The organism is Rugamonas sp. FW305-51 (genome assembly GCF_058786935.1).
The window spans coordinates 77349-98733 of the sequence record NZ_JBYSZG010000018.1; the positions used below are offsets into that span (position 1 = coordinate 77349).

Sequence of the window (21385 nt, forward strand, 5' to 3'; positions counted from 1 at the left end):
GTAAGATGCCGGGCATGGACAACATCACTCACACCGTCGTCGGCCTGGGCGTGGGCGAGTTGCTGGAACGCAGCCTGCCGCCGGAAGCCGATAGCGTGCGGGCCCGCACGCGGCGCCGCCTGTTGCTGGTCTCGTGCGCGCTGGCCAGCAACTTCCCCGACCTCGACCTGTTCCTGACTGGCTTGCTGCCCGATCCGCTGGGCTACCTGCTCAACCACCGCGGCCATACGCACACGCTGCTGTACGCGCTGCCGCAGGCGCTGGCGCTGGCGGCCTTGCTGTGGCTGTGCTGGCCGGCGGCGCGCGCCCTGCTGCGGGCCAGCCGGCCGGCCCGCCTTGGGCTGGCGGCCAGCATCATCACCGGCCTGGGGCTGCACCTGCTGCTGGACTACACCAATTCCTACGGCCTGCATCCGTTCTATCCCTTCGATGGCCGCTGGTTCTACGGCGACATGGTGTTCATTGTCGAACCGTTGTACTGGATCGCGTTCGGCGCGCCGCTGGCCATGATGCTGGGCACCCGGCTGGCGCGCCTGGCGGCGCTGGTCGTGCCGGCCTGCGCGCTGCTGTATTTCACGGCCAACGGCTACCTGGGCGCGGCGTCCTGCGTGGCCTTGCTGGGCGGCGGTGCGCTGCTGGGCGCCTTGCAGCGCCGCGCCGGGGCGCACGGGCGCGCGCCGCTGCTGCTGGCGGCCGGCCTGTGTGTTGTGTATGTGGCGGGGCAGGGCGCCGCCTCCCACGTGGGCGGGCAGCGCATCCGCGCCGCGCTGCAGCGCATCGATCCGGCCGCGCGCGTGGTGGATGTGGCGATGACGGCATTCCCGTCCCAGCCCCTGTGCTGGAATTACGTGTCGGTGGAGAGCGACGAGGCGGCCGGCAGCTACCGCATGCGGCGCGGCGTGGCCAGCCTGGCGCCGCACTGGCTGGCGCCGCTGGCCTGTCCGCGCCGGCTGGTCGACGGTGCCGCCATGGTCAGCCTGGACCCGGCCATCGTCGAGACGGGCGAGACGACGGCCAGCCTGCGGGCGCTGCGCCGGCTCCAGCGTGAGGATTGCCATGTGAACGCGTGGCTGCGCTTTGCCCGCGCGCCGGCCCTGGCCATGGCCAGGGCCGAGGCGTCGGACTACCGCTTTGCCACCACCCCGCGCGGCAATTTCAGCACGCTGCATTTCGGCGCCCTGCGCGAGAGCGCCTGTCCCCAGGGCGTGCCGGGCTGGGGAGAACCGCGCGCCGACCTGCTGGCCGGCCCGCCCCAGGCCACGCTGGCGTCCCGCCTGCGCGGCGCGGCGCCGGTGCCGGCACCTCACTAGCGCATCAGGCGGCCCGTTCCTGCCGGCGGGCCACGTCGTCGTGATCGGTGGAGGTGGCCAGTGCCAGCCAGGCCGCCAGTTCCGTTTCCACGAACGCGTTCTTGGCGCGCACGCGCTGCACTGTGTCCGACCCCAGCAGCAGGCGCACCGGTGGCCGGGCACTGTCGGCCAGCGTCAGCATGGCCGTGGCCAGCTTGGCCGGATCGCCCGGCTGCAGGTGGTTGACGCCGGCCGCGAAGGTGCGCATGGCGCCCACCGTGTCCGCATACGCCTCGATGCGGGTGGCCGTGGTGGCCAGCGACGAGGGGTCGAGGAAGTCGGTGCGGAAGAAGCCCGGCTCCACCACCGTCACTTGCACGCCCAGCGGCGCCAGTTCCAGCTGCAACGCCTCGCTCAACGCTTCCACCGCGAACTTGGTGGCGCTGTAGATGCCCCAGCCGGCATAGGCCGAATAGCCGCCCACGGACGAGATGTTGATGACATGGCCGCTGCGCCGCTCGCGCATGGCCGGCAGCACGGCGCGGGTGACGCTGTGCAGGCCGAACACGTTGGTCTCGAACAGGGCGCGCACTTCGTCCGGGCTGGCTTCCTCCACCGCGCCCAGCAAGCCGTAGCCGGCGTTGTTGACGAGGACATCGATGCGCCCGAAGCGTTGCAGCGCCTGTTCCGCCGCTGCCGCCGCCTGGGCTGCGTCGCGCACGTCCAGCTGCAGCGCCAGCAACCGCGGGTGCTGGCCCAGCGCGGCGACGACAGTGTGCGGATCGCGTGCGGTGGCCACCACGGCATCGCCCCGGGCCAGCGCCTGGCGCGCGATCAGCAGCCCGAAACCGCGCGAGGCGCCCGTGATGAACCAGACTTTATTTGCGTTCGACATGATCATTTCCTTTGAGTGAAAGTCCGCGCCCGGCGGCGCGTCCGGAAGTGGGCGGCGCGGGCGGCGGGTTGGTAGGAGGCAGTGTAGGACGCGCCATGCTGCTACACTAGCCATAGGAAAGACGTTTGATTTTCAACTGTTGGTTGTGAATGCGCCCATGGATACTTCCCGTGTCATCTCCCTCTTCATCGCCGTGGTGCGGGCCAGGAGCTTCAGCCACGCGGCGCAGGACGCCGGCCTCACGCCGCAGGCCGTCAGCAAGGCCGTGCGCCAGCTCGAGCAGCACCTGGGCGTGCGCCTGTTCCACCGCACCACGCGCAGCCTGAGCCTGACGGAGGAGGGCGCACGCCTGTACGAGCTGGCCAGCCCCGGCCTGCGCCTGCTGGACGAGGCGCTGGACCAGGTCCGCAACAGCCGGCAGGATGTCGATGGCCTGATCCGCGTGGCCGCGCCCACCTCGATCGGCAGCATGGTGCTGGCGCCGTTGCTGGCCCAGTTCCAGCAGCGCTACCCGCGCGTGCATTTCGACCTGCTGCTGGAAGACCAGTTCACGGACCTGGTGCAGGCCAGGATCGACGTCGGCATCCGCGCCGGCAGCCCGCCGGAACGTAACCTGGTGGCGCGCCGGCTGGGGGCGGTCCATCTGCTGATGTGCGCCGCGCCGCGCTACCTTGAGCAGCATGGCGCGCCCCGCCATGCCGACGACTTGCGCCAGCACCGCTGCACCGGCTACCGCCAGGCCAACACGGGCCGCATGATGCCGTGGGAGCTGCACGGCGACGGCGGCACGGTCTACCTGGACGTGCCGGCCGTGGCCAGCTTCAACACGGTGGAGAGCGAACTGGCGGCCGTGCGGGCCGGCGTGGGCATCGGCCAGATGCCGGCCTACCTGGCGCAGCACGAGCTGGCCAGCGGCGCGCTGGTGCATGTGCTGCCGCAACTGGATACGTCCAACGCCGGCGTGTTCATGTACTACCAGCAGCGCACCCAGATGCCGCTGCGGGTGCGCCACTTCATCGACTTCCTGTCCAGCGCCGCGCCGCCATTCTTCGCGCCGCCGCAGCCCAAGCCCGGCCGTCGCCGCCGCTGACGGCGGCCTGCGCCCGGCGCCGGTTGCTGTCGCGCGTTCCTTTTTGGTGCGCCGCACAATATCAGTGCCGCGCCGTCCATCGTGGCGCGGGCGCGCACCGCCGCGGCCCGCGTTTGTCTCCGGTTTGTGCGCTTTTCGCTGGCACAGCACTTGCTGATATCCCATGCAGGGCGGCCAGCCGGCCGGCCCATGGACCAGGCATGAGGATACGATGACTAGCGATACCCGCATCAAGCTGACCCGACGTAATCTGCTCAAGGCTGGCGTTGCGGCCACGGCCCTGAGCGGCCTGTCCACCCGCGGCGTGTGGGCCGCCGGTTCCGACAAGCCGGAAAAGGAAGAAGTGAAGGTCGGTTTCATTCCGCTCACCGACTGCGCTTCGGTGGTGATGGCGTCCGTGCTGGGCTTCGACAAGAAGTACGGCATCAAGATTGTGCTGAGCAAGGAGTCGTCCTGGCCCGGCGTGCGCGACAAGCTGGTGAACGGCGAACTGGACGCGGCCCATGTGCTGTATGGCCTGATCTACGGCGTGCAGCTGGGCGCGGGCGGCCCGAAGAAGGACATGGCGGTGCTGATGAACCTGAACCACAACGGCCAGGCCATCACGCTGTCGAAGAAGGTGGCCGACAAGGGCGGTGTGGACGGCCCCTCGCTGGCCAAGCTGATGCGCAGCGATCCGCGCGAATATTCGTTCGCCCAGACCTTCCCCACCGGCACCCACGCCATGTGGCTGTACTACTGGCTGGCCGCGCACGGCATCAATCCGATGAAGGACGCCAAGGTGATCACCGTGCCGCCGCCGCAGATGGTGGCCAATATGCGGATCGGGAACATGGACGGCTTTTGCGTGGGCGAGCCGTGGAACCACCGCGCCATTGCCGACGGCGTGGGCATCACGGCCATCACCACCCAGGACATCTGGCGCGACCATCCGGAAAAGGTGCTGGGCACCAGCGCCGAATGGGTGGCCAAGCACCCCAACACGGCGCGCGCGCTGACGGCGGCCGTGCTCGACGCCGGACGCTGGATCGACGCGTCGCTGTCGAACAAGCAGAAGATGGCCGAAACCATCGCCGACAAATCCTACGTCAACACCTCGGTTGACGTGATCAACCAGCGCATCCTGGGCCGCTATCAGAATGGCCTGGGCAAGACCTGGGACGATCCGAATTACATGAAGTTCTTCAACGACGGCAGCGTGAACTTCCCCTACCTGTCGGACGGCATGTGGTTCCTCACGCAGCAGAAGCGCTGGGGCCTGCTCAAGGGCGAACCCGATTACCTGGCCGTGGCCAACCAGGTCAGCCGCATCGACGTCTACAAGGATGCCGCCGCCATGGCCAAGGTCAGCCTGCCCAAGTCGCCGCTACGCAGCGCCAAGCTGTTGGACGGCACGGTGTGGGATGGCAAGAACCCCAAGGCGTACGCGGACTCGTTCAAGATCAAGGCATAAGGAGGCAGTATGAGCGCAGTGTTGAATCAATTGAATCGGGGCGCGCTGCCGGGACCGGCGGCGACGCCAGTTCCGACGCCAGTTCCGGCGCCGGCTGCGGCTGCCGCGCCATCCATTCCAGCGCCGGTAGCGGAAGCGGCATCGTTGTCTGCGCCCCCGTCATCGGCTCCCACGGCGGCCGCGTCGCCGGTGCCGGAAGCGGAGCGGCGCCGCCGCAGCGAACGCATCGCGGCGCAGGGCGTCAGGCTGCGCGGAGGCAGGTCGCGCCTGGCGCCGTTCGTGATGACCGTGCTGCCGCCGCTGATCGGACTGGCCCTGCTGGTGCTGGCGTGGCAGATCCTGGCCAGCCGTAACAGCAGCTTCCCCACGCCGCTGGCCACCTGGGACGAAGCGCTGCGCCTGTTCGCCGATCCCTTCTACCGCAAGGGCCCGAACGACCAGGGCATAGGCTGGAACATCCTGGCTTCGCTCAAGCGGGTGGGCATCGGCTTCGGGCTGGCGGCGGCCGTCGGCATCCCGCTCGGCTTCCTGGTGGGACGCTTCAAGTTCCTGGCCGGGATGTGCAATCCCATCGTCAGCCTGCTCAAACCCGTCTCGCCGCTGGCCTGGCTGCCGATTGGCCTGCTGGTGTTCAAGGCCGCCGACCCGGCCGCCATCTGGTCCATCTTCATCTGCTCGATCTGGCCCATGATCATCAACACGGCGGCCGGCGTGCAGCGCGTGCCGCAGGACTACCTGAACGTGGCGCGCGTGCTCAACCTGTCCGAATGGAAGATCCTCACCCGCATCCTGCTGCCGGCCGTGCTGCCGCACATGCTGACGGGCGTGCGGCTGGCCATCGGCACGGCGTGGCTGGTGATCGTGGCGGCCGAGATGCTGACGGGCGGCGTGGGCATCGGCTTCTGGGTGTGGGACGAGTGGAACAACCTGAACGTGCCGCACATCCTGATCGCCATCGGCGTGATCGGCGTGGTGGGCCTGGCGCTGGAATGGCTGTTGGTGACGCTGGCCAAATCGTTTACCTACGAAGAAGTGGAGAGCTGACATGGGCACCGCAAAAATCATCGACATCAGCCACGCCGAGATGGTGTTCGACACGAAGAAGGGCAGCTTCCACGCCCTGGCCGACGTCAGCCTGACGGTGGAGAAGGGCGAGTTCATCACGCTGATCGGCCACTCCGGCTGCGGCAAGTCCACCCTGCTCAACCTGATCGCGGGCCTGACCCATGCCACGGGCGGCGTGCTGCTGTACGGCGGGCGCGAGATCGCCGGGCCGTCGCCGGAGCGCGGCGTGGTGTTCCAGAACCACTCGCTGCTGCCGTGGCTGACTTGCTACGAGAACGTGTACCTGGCCGTGGAGCGCGTGTTCGGCGGCCAGGAGGGCAAGGCCAGGCTGCGCGAGCGCACGCAGGCCGCGCTGGCCATGGTGGGCCTGAGCGCCGCTTCGGCCAAGCGGCCGCACGAGATTTCGGGCGGCATGAAGCAGCGGGTCGGCATCGCGCGGGCACTGTCGATGGAGCCCAAGGTGCTGCTGCTGGACGAACCGTTCGGCGCGCTCGACGCGCTCACCCGGGCCCACCTGCAGGACGAGCTGCTGCGCATCGTGGCGGAGACGCAATCGACGGTGGTGATGGTGACGCACGACGTGGACGAGGCGGTGCTGCTGTCGGACCGCATCGTCATGATGAGCAATGGCCCGGCCGCCACCATCGGCCAGATCCTGCAGGTGCGCCTGGCGCGCCCGCGCGAGCGGCTGGCGCTGGCACAGGACCCGTTGTACATGGACTACCGGGCCAGCGTGCTGGAGTTCCTGTACCACCGCCAGGCGCGGCGCGCGGCCTGAATCGGGAAGGGCGGGCTCAGATGACCTTGAGTTCGTCCAGCGGCCAGCGCGGGCGCACGTTGAACGAGTAGTCGCGCTGGGCCGCCTGCGGGTTGATCTGCAGGCGCATGGCGCCGGCGAAGGCGATCATGGCGCCGTTGTCGGTGCAAAATTCCAGCTCGGGGTAGTAGACCTTGAAGCGCTTCTTTGCGGCGGCCGCGTTGAGCGAGGCGCGCAGCTGGGCGTTGGCGCCCACGCCGCCTGCGATCACCAGCCGCTTCAGGCCCGTGTGCTTGAGGGCCGACATGCACTTGGCCGTCAGCACGTCGACGATGGCGTCCACGAAGCCGCGCGCAATGTTGGCCTTGTCCTGCTCGCAGATGTTGGCGATGTTCGTTTCCTGCTTCTTCACCACCGTCAGCACGGCCGTCTTCAGGCCCGAGAAGCTGAAGTTGAAGTCCTTGGTGTGCAGCATGGGACGGGGCAGCTTGTACGCTTCCGGATCGCCGAATTCGGCCAGGCGCGAAATGGCGGGGCCGCCCGGATAGCCGAGGCCCAGCAGCTTGGCCGACTTGTCGAACGCTTCGCCGGCCGCGTCGTCCAGCGTTTCGCCCAGCAGCGTGTACTGGCCCACGCCGTCCACCCGCATCAGCTGGGTGTGGCCGCCCGACACCAGCAGCGCCACGAACGGGAACTGGGGCGGCTCGGACGCCAGCAATGGCGACAGCAAATGGCCTTCCAGGTGGTGCACGCCCAGCACCGGCTTGTCCAGCGCCAGGCCCAGGCTGCAGGCGATGGAGGAACCGACCAGCAGCGCGCCGGCCAGGCCGGGACCCTGGGTGTAGGCGATGGCATCGATCTCGGACATGGCGATGGCGGCGCCGTTCAGTGTCTGCTGCAGCAACGGAATGGCGCGCCGGATATGGTCGCGCGAGGCCAGTTCCGGCACCACGCCGCCGTACTCCTCGTGCATGGCCACTTGGGAATAGAGGGCATGGGACAGCAGGCCGCGTTGCGTATCGTACAACGCAAGGCCGGTTTCGTCACAGGAGGATTCGACGCCGAGAACGATCATGAAGAGTGCGGATTTGAAGGAGTAATCCGCCATTGTAAAGGAAAGCGCCCGCCGGGGGCTGCGGCGCGGCGCCGCCGGCAGGCGCCCGGGGCCTTGCGGCCCGGGTCTCCTGCCGTGGTGCGGGACGGCTTACGGACGGTTGCGCAGCAGGGCGGCCGCGTCGCGCAGCATCTGCTCGGTGGTGTCCCAGTCGATGCAGGCGTCGGTCACGGAGCAGCCGTATTTCAGCTCGCTCAGGTCGGTCGGGATCTTCTGGTTGCCGGCCACGATGTTCGATTCGATCATCACGCCCACCAGCGAACGGTTGCCGTGCACGATCTGGTTGACCACGTCGGCCATCACCAGCGGCTGCAGTTCCGGCTTCTTGTAGCTGTTGGCATGCGAGCAGTCCACCACCAGGTTGGCCGGCAGCTTGGCCTTGGCCAGCGCCTGTTCGGCAATCGCGATCGATACCGAGTCGTAGTTCGGGCGGCCGTCGCCGCCGCGCAGCACCACGTGGCCGTAGGCGTTGCCGCGGGTGCGCACGATGGACACGTTGCCCTGCATATTGATTCCCAGGAAGGAGTGCGGATGGGCCGACGACAGGATGGCGTTGATGGCGATGCTGATGTCGCCGTCGGTGCCGTTCTTGAAGCCGACCGGGGTCGACAGGCCGGACGACATCTCGCGGTGCGTCTGCGACTCGGTGGTGCGCGCGCCGATGGCGGTCCAGGCGATCAGGTCGCCCAGGTACTGGGGCGAGATCGGGTCCAGTGCCTCGGTGGCGGTGGGCAGGCCCAGTTCGCACACGTCGAGCAGGAACTGGCGTGCCTTCTCCATGCCGACGTCGACGCGGAACGAATCGTCCATGTCGGGATCGTTGATGTAGCCCTTCCAGCCGGTGGTGGTGCGCGGCTTTTCGAAATACACGCGCATCACCAGCAGCATGGTGTCGGCCACTTCGGCCTGCAGCGCCTTGAGGCGGCGGGCGTAATCGAGGCCGGCCACCGGGTCGTGGATCGAGCAGGGGCCGACCACCACGAACAGGCGCTTGTCCTTGCGGTCGATGATGTTGCGCAGCGCCTCGCGGCCCTTCATCACCGTGTCCGACGCGAGGTCCGTCATCGGCAGCCTGGCGTGCAGGGTTTCCGGCGACGGCATGGCGCCGAACGAGGTGACGTTGATATTTTCGATGTCTGGGGAGATCATGGTTCTCTGCTGTAGTTTTTTCCGGGGGAGCCATAGTGTAGCTGAAATGGCGCGAATGGGCCCGTGGCCGCAGCGGGGCGTCATTTCCGTGTAAGCTATTGGCTATGACGACATCGAACGAACCCTTCCTGGCCGCCCGCTTCATCAAGGAGATAGGCCGCGGCAAAAACGGCGCCCGCAGCATGACGCGCGACGACGCCCACGACCTGTACCAGGCCATGCTAGCTGGCCGCGTTTCCGACCTTGAACTGGGCGGCATCCTGCTGGCCATGCGCATCAAGGGCGAATCGGTGGAAGAAATCGCCGGCTTCCTGGACGCGGCCGAAGCCTCGTTTGAACCGCTGACGGCGCCGCCGGGCCAGTACGCGCCCGTGCTCATCCCCAGCTACAATGGCGCCCGCAAGATGGCCAACCTGACGGCGCTGCTGGCCATGCTGCTGGCGCGCGAAGGCGTGCCGGTGCTGGTGCACGGCGTGGCGCACGACGCGGGCCGGGTGGCCACGGCCGAAGTGTTCGAGGCGCTGGGCCTGCCCGCCGCGCAAGACCATGCCGAGGCCGAGGAAGCGATGGCCCAGGGCCGGGCCGCCTTCATCACCATCGACGCGCTGGCGCCCAAGCTGGCGCGCATGCTGGCGCTGCGGCGCGTGCTGGGCGTGCGCAATTCCACCCACACGCTGGTCAAGATCATGCAGCCGTTCGCCGGGCCGGCGCTGCGGCTGGTGTCCTACACCCACCCGGAATACCTGGAAATGCTGGGCGAGTACTTCACCACGGCGGCCCTGCACGAGCGGGGCGACGCCTTCCTGATGCGCGGCACGGAAGGCGAGACGGTGGCCAACGCCAACAAGGCGCAGCAGATCGACTGGTTCCATGGCGGCCTGCGCACCATGCTCGTGCCCAAGCAGACGCTGGTGCAGGAGCTGCCCGCGCTGCCGGAGCAGAAGGATGCCGTCACCACGGCCAACTGGATCGCGGCCGTACTGCGCGGCGAGGTGCCGGTGCCGCCCTCCATCGCCGAGCAGGTGGCGCAGATCATGCTGGTGGCGCGCACGCTGCGCTCGCGCCAGCAGGCCAGCGAACCGCTGGCATAACAGGGGCGACATCGCAGGGGGAGGGCAGGGCCGGCATCGCCGCCGCGGCATCGCCCGCGGCGCGCGATGGCGGCACGCGCAGGCGGGAAGCCATGCCTGGCCCCTGGCTCGGCAGCGCCGGCGAGGCATCCCCATTTGCCGGCCCCCGGACGGCACTCACGTACAATCACGCCTTTGTAACAGTGCGGGACCGGAATTCGACATGGCGAAACAGTTTGATGTGGCAGTAATCGGCGCGGGCGCGGCCGGCATGATGTGCGCGGCCGTGGCGGCGCAGCGCGGCAAGCGCGTGGTGCTGCTCGACCATGCGGCCCGGCTGGCGGAAAAGATCCGCATCTCCGGCGGCGGCCGCTGCAATTTCACCAACATCCACGCGGGCCCGCAGCACTTCCTGTCCGATAATCCCCACTTCTGCAAGAGCGCCCTGTCGCGCTACACGGCCCAGGACTTCCTGGCGCTGGTGAAGAAGCACCGCATCGCCCACCACGAAAAGCACAAGGGCCAGCTGTTCTGCGACGATTCGGCCGAGCAGATCATCCAGATGCTCAAAGATGAATGCGCGGCCGGCGGCGTCGAATGGCGCATGCCGTGCAAGGTGGTCGGCGTGGAGCGCCATGCGGCCGGCGGCTTCCTGCTGCAGACCGACAGCGGCGACATCGAGGCCGACAGCGTGGTGGTGGCCACGGGCGGCCTGTCCATTCCCAAGATAGGCGCGACCGACTTCGGCCACCGCATCGCCCGCCAGTTCGACTTGAAGCTGGTGGAACCGCGACCGGCCCTGGTGCCGCTGACGTTCGACGAGGCGGCCTGGAAGCCGTTCGTACCGCTGGCCGGCATCGCGCTGGAGGTGGATGTGGAGACGGGCAGCTTCAAGGGCCGCAACCCCACGGGCGGGCGCTTCCGGGAAGACTTGCTGTTCACCCACCGGGGCCTGTCCGGTCCCGCCATCCTGCAGATTTCCAGCTACTGGCAGCCGGGCACGCCCATCGTCATCAACCTGCTGCCGGAAATGGACCTGGCCCAGACCCTGATCGAAGGCAAGGGCAGCATCAAGAAACAGCTGGGCAACGTGCTGTCCCAGTGGCTGCCGGCCCGCCTGGCCGAGGGCTTGCTGCTGGCCCACGGCTTTGCGCCCGACGCCCGCCTGGCCGACCTGCCGGACGCCCAGCTGCGCCGCCTGGGCCAGGCCGTCAACCAGTGGACGCTGGTGCCCGACGGCTCGGAAGGTTACCGCAAGGCCGAAGTGACGCGGGGCGGGGTCGACACGCGCGAGCTGTCGCAGCAGACCATGATGGCCACCAAGGTGCCGGGCCTGTACTTCATCGGCGAGACGGTGGACGTGACGGGGTGGCTGGGCGGCTACAACTTCCAGTGGGCGTGGGCCTCCGGGGTGGCGGCCGGGCAGGCAGTCTGATATACTGACCGACCTTGATGTAGCGGCAGTTGGCCTTGAGGTGCAGGAAAGATTGCTCTCCGGCCTGCGTTGTAATTTTACTGAAAGCCGCATAGTTGGCCGTTCCGGCGGCCAGGCATCTTCCATTTTTGGATAAAAGCTGCTATTATCTCTTTCTTCCTATAACCTCAACGGTTTGAATTTTTACATGACCACTATTCGCCTTAAAGAAAACGAGCCGTTCGAAGTCGCAATGCGTCGCTTCAAACGCACCATCGAAAAAACCGGTCTGCTGACCGAACTGCGCGCACGCGAGTTCTACGAAAAGCCAACGGCTGAGCGCAAGCGCAAGCTGGCAGCTGCCGTGAAGCGCCACTACAAGCGCATCCGCAGCCAGCAACTGCCTAAGAAATTATTCTAAGACTGCTCTTGCAGAACGGGCCCGGGTAGTGCGGCGGATTGTCGCCACGGGCCATGTTGTGCAGCGTTTGGATGCCGTTAATCCAGATGAGTCGCCCACCCGCTCCGGTTCGCCGCAGCGGGTTTTCGCATTTATAAACTGTTTATTTTGATAGAAAGATCGCCATGAGCTTGAAAGCACAAGTCACCGAAGACATGAAGGCCGCCATGCGCGCCAAGGAAACCGGCAAGCTCAACACCATCCGCCTGCTGATCGCCGAGATCAAGCGCAAGGAAGTGGACGAGCGTATCGAACTGGACGACGCCCAGACCATCGCCATCGTGGAAAAGATGATCAAGCAGCGCAAGGATTCCATCACCCAGTTCGAAGCGGGCGGCCGTGCCGACCTGGCCGACATCGAAAAAGCGGAACTGGCCGTGTTGTCGGCCTACATGCCGGCCGGCCTGTCGGATGAGGAGATCGCCGCCGAAGTGACGGCCGCCGTGGCCGCCTCGGGCGCCGCCGGTCCCCAGGACATGGGCAAGGTGATGGCCATCGTCAAGCCCAAGCTGGCTGGCCGCGCCGACATGACGGTGGTGTCGGCCCTGGTGAAAAAGGCGCTGAGCCCGGCATAATCGCCGGCCAGTTCGCCGCCGCGCCTTGAGGCACCGCAAGGCCCATCAAGGCGCGGCAGTATAGTCTGATCTTAAACAAGGCCGCGCCAGCAAGTGATACCACAATCTTTCATTTCCGATCTGCTGAACCGGGTCGACATCGTCGACGTCGTCGGACGCTATGTGCAACTGAAAAAGGGTGGGGCCAACTTCATGGGCCTGTGCCCGTTCCACAGCGAAAAGTCGCCCAGCTTCACGGTCAGCCCCACCAAGCAGTTCTACCACTGCTTCGGCTGCGGCGCCCACGGCACCTCGATCGGTTTCCTGATCGAATACTCGGGCATGGGCTTCGTCGACGCCGTCAAGGACCTGGCGCAGAACGTGGGCATGGTCGTGCCCGAGCAGGACGACAAGATTCCGCCCGCCCAGCGGGCCCAGATGGCGGCCCACAGCATGGCCCTGACGGACGCCATGACGCGCGCCTGCGACTTTTACCGGACCCAGCTGCGCGGCGCCACGGACGCCATCGCCTACCTGAAGAACCGGGGGCTGACGGGCGAGATCGCGGCCCGCTTCGGCCTGGGCTACGCGCCGGCCGGCTGGGACAACCTGCGTTCCGTCTTCCCCGACTACGAAGCGGCGGTGCTGGCCGAGTCCGGCCTCGTGATCGACAAGGTGGACGAGGATGGCGGCAACCGCAAGCGCTATGACCGCTTCCGCGAACGCATCATGTTCCCCATCAAGAACACCAAGGGCCAGGTGATCGCCTTTGGCGGCCGGGTGCTCGACCATGGCGAACCGAAATACTTGAATTCCCCGGAAACGCCATTATTTTCGAAGGGATTCGAACTGTATGGCTTGTTCGAGGCGCGCCAGGCCATTCGCGACGCCGGCTATGTGCTGGTGACGGAAGGCTATATGGACGTGGTGGCGCTGGCCCAGATGGGCTTCCCGCAAGCCGTGGCCACCCTGGGCACGGCTTGCACCACCCACCACGTGCAGAAACTGTTGCGCCAAACCGACAACGTGATCTTCAGCTTCGACGGCGACAAGGCCGGCCGCCGCGCCGCCCGCCGGGCGCTGGAAGCGTGCTTGCCCCACGTGTCGGACAACAAGACCATCAAGTTCCTGTTCCTGCCCACGGAGCACGACCCGGACAGCTATGTGCGGGCCCACGGCGCCGAGGCCTTCGAGCAGGAAATCCACGAAGCGATGCCGCTGTCCCAGTTCCTCATCAAGGAAGTGGTGGGCGAGCATGATTTGAATGGACCGGAAGGCCGGGCCCGCGCCCAGTTCGACGCCAAGCCGCTGCTGCAAGCCATGACGCCCACGGCGTTGCGGCTGCAGATCGTGCGGGCCCTGGCGCAGCTGACGCAGAGCACGCCGTCCGAGATCGAGTCGCTGTTCGAGCTGGCCAAGCCGGTGGCCGTGGCGCGCCAGGCGCCGCCGCGCAGCGGCCGGCCCGTGCCGGTGGGACTGGAATTGCAGATCGTGCGGCTGCTGGTGGCGCACCCGCCGTTGGCGCTCGACATCGACGCCGAAGCGCTGGCCGCGTTCCAGTTTTTCGGCGCCGAACCGGCCGAACGGTTGGCCCAGCTGGTGGCCCAGGCCCAGGCCATGGGACCGAACGGCGGTTTTGCTGCTTTTGCGCAACACCTGAAGTCACAGGGGGAAGAGTACGACGCCATCATCGCCGAGATCGTCAAGGAGCCGGAGTCCGATTTCGACGCCGTGCGCCTGTTCCTGCGGGGCGCCATCCGCCAGGTCAAGAACGACGCCCTCAAGCAGGAGCTAAGCCAGCTGTTCGCAGCCGGCCTGTCGTCCGACGAAATTGGCGTGCGCTACCGCGAGATTACCTCGAAGCAAGACCAGTTGTTGCGCGAGGCAGAAGCGGAACTGGCCAACCGCTAGGGCCGCAGGAGGGCAGGGCATGATTTGCCGGCGGGCGGGCAGGCGCCTGCCCTCTGGAAATTGCAAATGTGCGTGCTATAATAAAACGCTAAGTGTTGTCTATTTTGGCATCGTTTTTCAGTTCAGAGTGTGTTTGTTTTTTAGTAAGTTAGGCTCTTGATCGGCGCAGTAAGGCGGCGTCGGCGGCCAGGGCCGGCTTTGGTTGATACGGCGCATGAACGTGCGGCCGATGGCGAACGTTCTGTTCGCCCGTGAACCAGTCATGGCTCCAGCCCCCACACGCATGTCAAATGCAGTAGAATTTCTGCCGAAAACGGCTAGCTTAGCCGTCGGTAGGGAATCTGTTGTGGACGCGGATCGTGCCCAACAAGGTGTAAGTAAGTCGTAGTATTGTCGGACTTGTGTGGTCGGCAAGTTCGAAGACAGAGGCCCCACAAGGGCCGCAAGAAACTTTATCCTAAATAAGCAAGTCGTTGTGTAATCGAAAGCGCCTGTGCCAACCAAGAAACCTGAATCCCAAGCGGCTGCAAAGCCCAGCAAAGTGACCGCCAAGTCTGCCAAAGCGACGGACAAGCCGGAAACGCGCGTTGCCAGCAACCCGCCGGCGGTCAGCCAGACGACGGATGCGGCCACCTTGGCCGCCATCGACACGTCCGGCTACGTGTTGCCGTCGGTAAAAGTGCCGGGCCGGCGCGGTCGCAAGCCGAAAGAATTCCAGCCTGAGAACGACGAAGTGGCGGCCCTGAACGCGGTCGAGCGCGCCGAACTGAAGGCGGTGGACAAGGCCAAGGCCAAGGACCGCAAGGCCAAGGAAAAGGCTTTGCTCAAGGATGCGTTCTCGTCGGACACGGAAGCGACCGAGGAAGAACTGGAACGCCGGCGCCAGAAACTCAAGACCCTGATCAAGTTCGGCAAGGAACGCGGTTTCCTCACCTACGCCGAAATCAACGACCACCTGCCCGAAAACATCGTCGATCCGGAAGCGATCGAAGGCATCATCGGCACCTTCAACGACATGGGCATCGCCGTCTACGAGCACGCGCCCGATGCCGAGACGCTGCTGCTGTCGGACAACGTGGCCACCGTCACCAGCGACGACGAAGCGGAAGCGGCGGCCGAGGCGGCCCTGTCCACGGTCGACTCCGACTTTGGCCGCACCACCGACCCCGTGCGCATGTACATGCGCGAAATGGGCTCCGTGGAACTGCTGACCCGCGAAGGCGAAATTGAAATCGCCAAGCGCATCGAGGACGGCCTGAAGGACATGATCCAGGCCATTTCCGCCTGCCCCGTGACGATCGCCGAGATCATCGCCGCCTCCGAGCGCATCCGCGCCGACGAAATCAAGATCGACGAGATCGTCGACGGCCTGGTGGACGAGAACGAGGACGCGCCCGCCGCGCCCGCGCCGGCCGCCGCCAGCGAGGAAGACGAGGAAGAGGAAGAAGAGGAAGAGGAAGAGGAAGAAGAGGAGGAAGAGCCCAGCACCTCGGGCGCCGCCGGCTTCTCGGCCGAACAGCTGGAAGCGCTGAAGTCCACCGCGCTGGAAAAGTTCGACATCATCTCCCTGCAATTTGACAAGATGCGCAAGGCCTTCGAGAAGGATGGCTACAATTCCAAGGCCTACGTCAAGGCACAGGAAGCCATTTCGCTCGAACTGCTGGGCATCCGCTTCACGGCCAAGGTGGTGGAAAAGCTGTGCGACACCCTGCGCGGCCAGGTGGACGAAGTGCGCCACATCGAAAAGCAGATCCTCGACGTGGCCGTCAACAAGTGCGGCATGCCGCGCGCCCACTTCATCAAGGTCTTCCCCGGCAACGAAACGAATCTGGACTGGGTGGACGGCGAAGTGGCCGCCAACCACGCCTACAGCGCCATCCTGGGCCGCAACATTCCCACCATCAAGGAACTGCAGCAACGGCTGATCGACCTGCAGGCGCGCGTGGTGCTGCCGCTGCCGGACCTGCGCAACATCAACCGCCAGATGGCGGCCGGCGAAATGAAGGCGCGCAAGGCCAAGCGCGAAATGACGGAAGCGAACTTGCGCCTCGTTATTTCTATCGCCAAGAAATACACCAACCGCGGCCTGCAGTTCCTCGACCTGATCCAGGAAGGCAACATCGGCCTGATGAAGGCGGTGGACAAGTTCGAATACCGCCGCGGCTACAAGTTCTCGACCTACGCCACGTGGTGGATACGCCAGGCCATAACGCGCTCGATCGCCGACCAGGCGCGCACCATCCGCATCCCGGTGCACATGATCGAGACCATCAACAAGATGAACCGCATCTCGCGCCAGATCCTGCAGGAGACGGGCGCCGAGCCGGACCCGGCTACGCTGGCCATCAAGATGGAGATGCCCGAGGACAAGATCCGCAAGATCATGAAGATCGCCAAGGAACCGATTTCGATGGAGACGCCGATCGGCGACGACGACGATTCCCACCTGGGCGACTTCATCGAGGACAACAACACGCTGGCGCCGTCGGACGCGGCGCTGCACGCCTCGATGCGGGGCGTGGTGAAGGACGTGCTCGATTCGCTGACCCCGCGCGAAGCGAAGGTGCTGCGCATGCGTTTCGGTATCGAGATGTCGACCGACCACACGCTGGAAGAGGTGGGCAAGCAGTTCGACGTCACGCGCGAGCGCATCCGCCAGATCGAAGCGAAAGCGCTGCGCAAGCTGCGCCACCCATCCCGTTCGGACAAGCTGAAAAGCTTCCTCGAAGGTAACTAAGACTTGACTAGTGTCCCGGATGCCCCTTATCCTCTCGGGTTCGTTTTGACAACGTGCGCGTCGGAGGGCAGGAGTACCGGGCCCCAGCGCAACAGTAATACCCTGGGCCTCTAGCTCATGCTTGGTTAGAGCAGCGGACTCATAATCCGTTGGTGCCGTGTTCGACTCACGGGAGGCCCACCAATTATTCAGTTTCAAAATCAAAGGGTTGGCCGGGTGCCAGCCCTTTTTTTTAGCTACCTCTGCTGTTTGTAACGGAATCGTGGCGGATATTGTGGCTTCGAGTATTCTGCCCACATTCACCGCATGGTGTGACATTCGTGCCACCCCAAGTGCGGCGAATTCAAGAGTGCGGTCGCCGCGCGGACTTTCTTGGTAATGAAAAGTCCTAACATTAGGAGTCCTTGTCAGAAAAACGTGCTATATTTTCTGACATGCGCACTATTTCCCCATCCACCGGCCAAAGCCGAATCGCCAAGCAAACCCCGGCTGCCCCCAGCAGCGTGGACGCGGCTATTCGCGCCGCGTTGGGCGCGAGCACAGCGGGCAAAGTCTTCAGTCCGATTGATTTTCTCCACTTGGGTAGCCGTGCGGCGGTTGATAAGGTGCTGTCGCGTTTGACGGCAACCGGGGAGATTAGGCGGGTGGCCAGAGGTCTCTATGATGTCCCGCGCACGCACGCGGTTCTAGGGCCGCTATTGCCTTCTGTCGACGATATCGCCAGGGCAATTGCCGGCAAGGGAAGCCTACGGCTGCAACCATCCGGGGCCTATGCGGCCAACTTGCTGGGGCTGACAGAGCAGGTGCCGATGAAACTGGCATTCCTGACTGATGGTGCGTCGCGCACGGTACATATCGGCAATCAAAGCATACTTTTAAAGCACACCACGCCGCGCAACATGGCGACAGCCGGGCGCATCAGCGGCCTGGTGATCCAGGCATTACGGCATCTCAAGCAAGAGCACGTCGATGATCTGGCGATAGCGACGCTCAGGTCGAGGTTGACTGCCGAAGACAAGGCTGTGCTGCTGGCCGATGCCCCGTTGGCCCCGCTGTGGATCGGCGACGTCATGCGACAAATTGCGCAAGACAAGGACTGAACGATGCGGGAGTTCTTAAAGTTATCCAAGGAAGACCAGAAACTGGCGATTGAGCAAACTGCGGCGCGCAAGGGCTGGGTTGCATCCAGCGTCGAGAAGGACTTCTGGGTGTGCTGGTCCTTGGAACAGTTGTTTGCACTCCCCGAACTGGTAGGGCATTTGACCTTCAAGGGTGGCACATCGCTGTCGAAGGCCTGGGGATTAATCGACAGGTTTTCCGAGGACATCGATTTAACCATAGGGCGTGATGCTTTGGGTTTTGGTGGCGAGAACAGTCCGGAGTGCGCGCAGAGCGCAAAGCAGCAAGCCAAGCGCCTGAAGGCGTTACGCGATTCATGCGGTGTATTTGTCCGCAGCGTAGTGTTGCCGGGGCTGGGTGCGCATATTGATGCTCAACTTGGCCATGATGGCTGGCAGCTAGCCTGGGACGAAAATGACCCCGACGGCCAGACATTGTTGTTCTCTTATCCGACGCACTTCGGCGTGGACGAAGCGCGTTACGCCCGGCCCATCGTCAAGATGGAATTTGGCGCCCGCTCCGACCCCTGGCCGGCGTCTGAACGCCCGGTGCGCCCGGTGATAGCCGAGGTATTTCCGCAGGTGTTCCAGCACCCTAATACTATCGTTCACGCCCTGGCGCCGGAGCGGACCTTCTGGGAGAAGGCAATGCTGTTGCATGAGGAAAGCTACAGGCCAGCGGATAAGACGCGACGGCCGAGGATGGCAAGGCATTACTACGACCTGTATCGATTAATCTTGGCCGGTATCGCGGATAGGGCCAGGGCGGATGTGGAATTGTTCAAACAGGTACTCGCACATCGAAAAGTATTTTTCGCGCAAAGCTGGGTCAAATATGAGGACATAAAGCCAGATGCGTTACGTTTGTTACCGTTACCCGAGCAGGAGCAGGGATGGCGACAGGATTACATCGCGATGCAAGCTGAAATGTTCAGCGAGACACCGCCAGATTTTGACGTTGTGCTAAATGACATTCGCCAATTTGTACATACGGCGCGCTATTAGTATCTGAAATCATGAGGCCGGCAATGGGCAAAATAACTGCAGAAACCGTCTTTGGTGAATTCATGCAACTAGCGTCCAGCGAGCGCGCCAAGTTCTTTGCACTGCTGGCAGAACCGTGTGTGCGCAGCGAAAATTTCTCGCATGAGCAAGTATTCGGGCATCTTGCCGGTGACGCATTCACCGCTGGCGAGGCTGCGGAGTACCTGGACGTTTCGTTGTCAACTTTCCGTCGCTATGTCAGCAGTGGACGTTTGAAAGCGTCTGGTGAGCTGGGACGGAATCAGCTGTACGCGACCAGCGAGTTGAAGGCGTTTAAGCGCTCGCTTCAAGAAGTTAAGCCGCGAAAGACCGTAGCTTGATCGCGCACGGGCCGTCAGCGATTGCTAGCTGATACCGCTAATGCATGACATTATGCATACATTGCATTGGCTTTCCGCGGCCACTCTCCCTAAAGTGCGGGGGCGTGGTAGCGTCTGGCTGCTGGCATAGCCGGCAGAAGCTACTTTTCGCAAGATTAGCCGACTCATAACAATCACTATCAATCAGGAGAAGTAAGGTTATGCATAAGTGTCACTCTCGTTTTCATCCTTATCTGCAGCTGATGTTCGGCGCGCTAATGTTGGCCAGTTCGTTGGCAAGCCCGCTGGCGCAAGCGCAGGATGCGCAGCAAAAATTGCCTAATGTGATGATACTGGCGACCGGCGGCACCATTGCCGGTAGCGGCGCCACCAGCACGACGACGATCGGCTATACCGCCGCCACCGTCGGGGTAGAAAAACTGATCGCTGCGGTACCGGAGCTGAAAAAAGTCGCCAATGTCAAAGGCGAGCAAGTATTCCAGATCGCCAGCGAAAGCATGACCAACGACCACTGGCTGAAGCTGGCCAAGCGCGTCAACACGCTGCTGGCACAACCAGATGTGGATGGCATCGTCATCACGCACGGGACCGACACGATAGAAGAAACTGCCTACTTCCTCGACCTGACCGTCAAGAGCCGCAAGCCGGTGGTGGTGGTCGGCGCCATGCGTCCTTCGACCGCGATCTCGGCCGACGGCCCGATCAACCTCTACAACGCCGTACTGCTGGCCGGCAGCAAGGAAGCGATCGGCAAAGGCGTATTGGTGGCATTGAACGACCAGATCAATGCTGCGCGCGAAGTCACCAAGAGCAACACTTCCACCACCGACACCTTCAGGTCGCCCGAACTCGGCATGCTGGGCTACATCCAGGGCAACAAGCCGTACTTCTATCGTCAGTCGACGCGCAAGAATACGGCCGACACCGAGTTCGATATCAGCAAGCTCGATGTGCTGCCCAAGGTCGACATCATCTACGGTTACGCCGATATGAATAGCGTCGCACTGGATGCCGACGTCGCCGCTGGCGCCAAGGGTATTATCCAGGCCGGCGTTGGCGATGGCAGCGTTGCCGCGCAAATGAAAGCGCCATTGGTGGCGGCGCGCAAGAAAGGCGTGATCATCGTCCGCGCCAGCCGTGTTGGCCAGGGCATTGTGGCACGCAACGGTGAAGCCAATGACGATGAACTGGACTTCGTTGTGTCGGACACGCTGAATGCACAGAAAGCGCGCATTTTACTGATGCTGGCGCTGACCAAAACCAACAATACCAAGGACATCCAGCAGATGTTCTACTCTTATTGATACTGACGATTTGATGTGAAGAATGGTGGATCGGCTGATGCCTGATCCACCATTTTTTTTGTTCTTCTCGGATTAGCGGGAGACTGCACGGGGCTAGAGGTTCCGGTCTTCGTTTCCGTCCCGCGGTCTAATTCGGTCGAAACCATGCAAATCCCCGCTAATGGCGTCCAGAATTTCCGGGGCGCAAAATTCTGTAGACCGTAATCGCCTCCGCAAAGCAACACTGGGAGTGGTTTAGACTTTTCTGCCCTTCGGCTTAGACCTATGTGGAGAGGCATAGGCAACTTATAGCCTGCTTAGTCTTTCCTCAGACCGCGCCCTGCAATTGGCGGCACGGATCCCCTTGGGCATGGCGATTGGCAAACAGCGAAGGCGTCAAGGTCATGATTCGCTCCAATTAGATGAGTCTAAAAATTGGACAGCGGCATCGGAAGTTGGTTCGCTTTAGACTTTTTCATCAAAATACGCGACCCGACTAGACTCGGGGCCCATATTTCATGGACGGTTCTGGACTGGCGCTTGGAAATTTCAGGCCGAATTAGCTGCAAGCGGATTGCACTGGACCGAATTAGACCATAGGGCGGGAGTGCCGAAACCTGACATGCCCCCAAAGGCGCTCCCGGTAATCTGTGACGCCCCTT

At 64.0% G+C, this 21385-nt stretch carries 18 protein-coding genes and 1 tRNA gene; 16 read left to right on the forward strand and 3 right to left on the reverse strand.

From position 1 onward, the window contains the following. Nucleotides 1-14: 14 nt before the first annotated feature. Entirely contained in the window at nucleotides 15-1310 is a 1296-nt protein-coding gene (locus AC3WOS_RS14515) for a metal-dependent hydrolase (protein WP_492716726.1), read from the forward strand. 4 nt (nucleotides 1311-1314) lie between these two features. Here AC3WOS_RS14515 and AC3WOS_RS14520 read toward each other — a convergent pair whose 3' ends face one another. After that, nucleotides 1315-2190, reverse strand: coding sequence for an oxidoreductase (locus tag AC3WOS_RS14520; protein ID WP_492716727.1), 876 nt, complete (start codon nucleotides 2188-2190; stop codon nucleotides 1315-1317). Between the two features lie 151 nt (nucleotides 2191-2341). On the opposite strand from AC3WOS_RS14520, the gene AC3WOS_RS14525 reads away from it, so the two are divergent. The 4 genes from AC3WOS_RS14525 (at nucleotide 2342) to AC3WOS_RS14540 (ending at nucleotide 6570) form a co-directional block, all read left to right on the forward strand. Next, complete coding sequence (locus AC3WOS_RS14525) at nucleotides 2342-3274, forward strand: LysR family transcriptional regulator (protein ID WP_492716728.1); 933 nt, start codon at nucleotides 2342-2344, stop codon at nucleotides 3272-3274. Nucleotides 3275-3485: 211 nt separating this feature from the next. Then, a complete protein-coding gene (locus AC3WOS_RS14530) occupies nucleotides 3486-4727 on the forward strand; it encodes a CmpA/NrtA family ABC transporter substrate-binding protein (RefSeq protein WP_492716729.1) in 1242 nt (413 codons plus the stop codon). A 114-nt stretch (nucleotides 4728-4841) separates the two neighbouring features. After that, complete coding sequence (ntrB, locus tag AC3WOS_RS14535) at nucleotides 4842-5771, forward strand: nitrate ABC transporter permease (RefSeq protein WP_492716762.1); 930 nt, start codon at nucleotides 4842-4844, stop codon at nucleotides 5769-5771. 1 nt (nucleotide 5772) lies between these two features. Next, nucleotides 5773-6570: an ABC transporter ATP-binding protein gene (locus AC3WOS_RS14540; protein ID WP_492716730.1), complete on the forward strand. Its 798-nt coding sequence runs from the start codon at nucleotides 5773-5775 to the stop codon at nucleotides 6568-6570. Nucleotides 6571-6586: 16 nt separating this feature from the next. Here AC3WOS_RS14540 and tsaD read toward each other — a convergent pair whose 3' ends face one another. Both tsaD and AC3WOS_RS14550 read right to left on the reverse strand, forming a co-directional pair. Then, on the reverse strand, nucleotides 6587-7624 hold the full coding sequence (tsaD, locus tag AC3WOS_RS14545; RefSeq protein WP_492716731.1) for a tRNA (adenosine(37)-N6)-threonylcarbamoyltransferase complex transferase subunit TsaD: 1038 nt from the start codon (nucleotides 7622-7624) through the stop codon (nucleotides 6587-6589). A 129-nt stretch (nucleotides 7625-7753) separates the two neighbouring features. Beyond that, complete coding sequence (locus tag AC3WOS_RS14550; RefSeq protein WP_492716732.1) at nucleotides 7754-8812, reverse strand: 3-deoxy-7-phosphoheptulonate synthase; 1059 nt, start codon at nucleotides 8810-8812, stop codon at nucleotides 7754-7756. 104 nt (nucleotides 8813-8916) lie between these two features. Here AC3WOS_RS14550 and ybiB point away from each other — a divergent pair, with 104 nt between their 5' ends. The 11 genes from ybiB to AC3WOS_RS14605 all read left to right on the forward strand — a co-directional run bounded on the left by ybiB (nucleotide 8917) and on the right by AC3WOS_RS14605 (nucleotide 20744). Further along, on the forward strand, nucleotides 8917-9903 hold the full coding sequence (ybiB, locus tag AC3WOS_RS14555; protein WP_492716733.1) for a DNA-binding protein YbiB: 987 nt from the start codon (nucleotides 8917-8919) through the stop codon (nucleotides 9901-9903). Nucleotides 9904-10105: 202 nt separating this feature from the next. After that, nucleotides 10106-11317, forward strand: a complete 1212-nt coding sequence (locus AC3WOS_RS14560) for a BaiN/RdsA family NAD(P)/FAD-dependent oxidoreductase (RefSeq protein WP_492716734.1) — start codon at nucleotides 10106-10108, stop codon at nucleotides 11315-11317. Nucleotides 11318-11504: 187 nt separating this feature from the next. Further along, nucleotides 11505-11717: a 30S ribosomal protein S21 gene (gene rpsU, locus AC3WOS_RS14565; RefSeq protein ID WP_008451879.1), complete on the forward strand. Its 213-nt coding sequence runs from the start codon at nucleotides 11505-11507 to the stop codon at nucleotides 11715-11717. 164 nt (nucleotides 11718-11881) lie between these two features. Further along, nucleotides 11882-12331: a GatB/YqeY domain-containing protein gene (locus AC3WOS_RS14570; RefSeq protein ID WP_492716735.1), complete on the forward strand. Its 450-nt coding sequence runs from the start codon at nucleotides 11882-11884 to the stop codon at nucleotides 12329-12331. A gap of 93 nt (nucleotides 12332-12424) precedes the next feature. Next, nucleotides 12425-14221 carry a DNA primase gene (gene dnaG, locus AC3WOS_RS14575; protein ID WP_492716736.1) on the forward strand — a complete coding sequence of 599 codons (1797 nt, stop codon included), beginning with the start codon at nucleotides 12425-12427 and terminating at the stop codon, nucleotides 14219-14221. A 493-nt stretch (nucleotides 14222-14714) separates the two neighbouring features. Further along, nucleotides 14715-16958, forward strand: a complete 2244-nt coding sequence (rpoD, locus tag AC3WOS_RS14580) for an RNA polymerase sigma factor RpoD (protein ID WP_492716737.1) — start codon at nucleotides 14715-14717, stop codon at nucleotides 16956-16958. Between the two features lie 104 nt (nucleotides 16959-17062). Then, nucleotides 17063-17141, forward strand: a tRNA-Ile gene (locus AC3WOS_RS14585). A 221-nt stretch (nucleotides 17142-17362) separates the two neighbouring features. Next, a complete protein-coding gene (locus AC3WOS_RS14590) occupies nucleotides 17363-18058 on the forward strand; it encodes a DUF6088 family protein (protein WP_492716738.1) in 696 nt (231 codons plus the stop codon). 3 nt (nucleotides 18059-18061) lie between these two features. Then, nucleotides 18062-19081: a nucleotidyl transferase AbiEii/AbiGii toxin family protein gene (locus AC3WOS_RS14595; protein WP_492716739.1), complete on the forward strand. Its 1020-nt coding sequence runs from the start codon at nucleotides 18062-18064 to the stop codon at nucleotides 19079-19081. Nucleotides 19082-19104: 23 nt separating this feature from the next. Then, complete coding sequence (locus AC3WOS_RS14600) at nucleotides 19105-19440, forward strand: helix-turn-helix domain-containing protein (protein ID WP_492716740.1); 336 nt, start codon at nucleotides 19105-19107, stop codon at nucleotides 19438-19440. A gap of 257 nt (nucleotides 19441-19697) precedes the next feature. After that, nucleotides 19698-20744, forward strand: a complete 1047-nt coding sequence (locus AC3WOS_RS14605) for a type II asparaginase (protein ID WP_492716763.1) — start codon at nucleotides 19698-19700, stop codon at nucleotides 20742-20744. The last annotated feature ends 641 nt before the right edge of the window (nucleotides 20745-21385 follow it).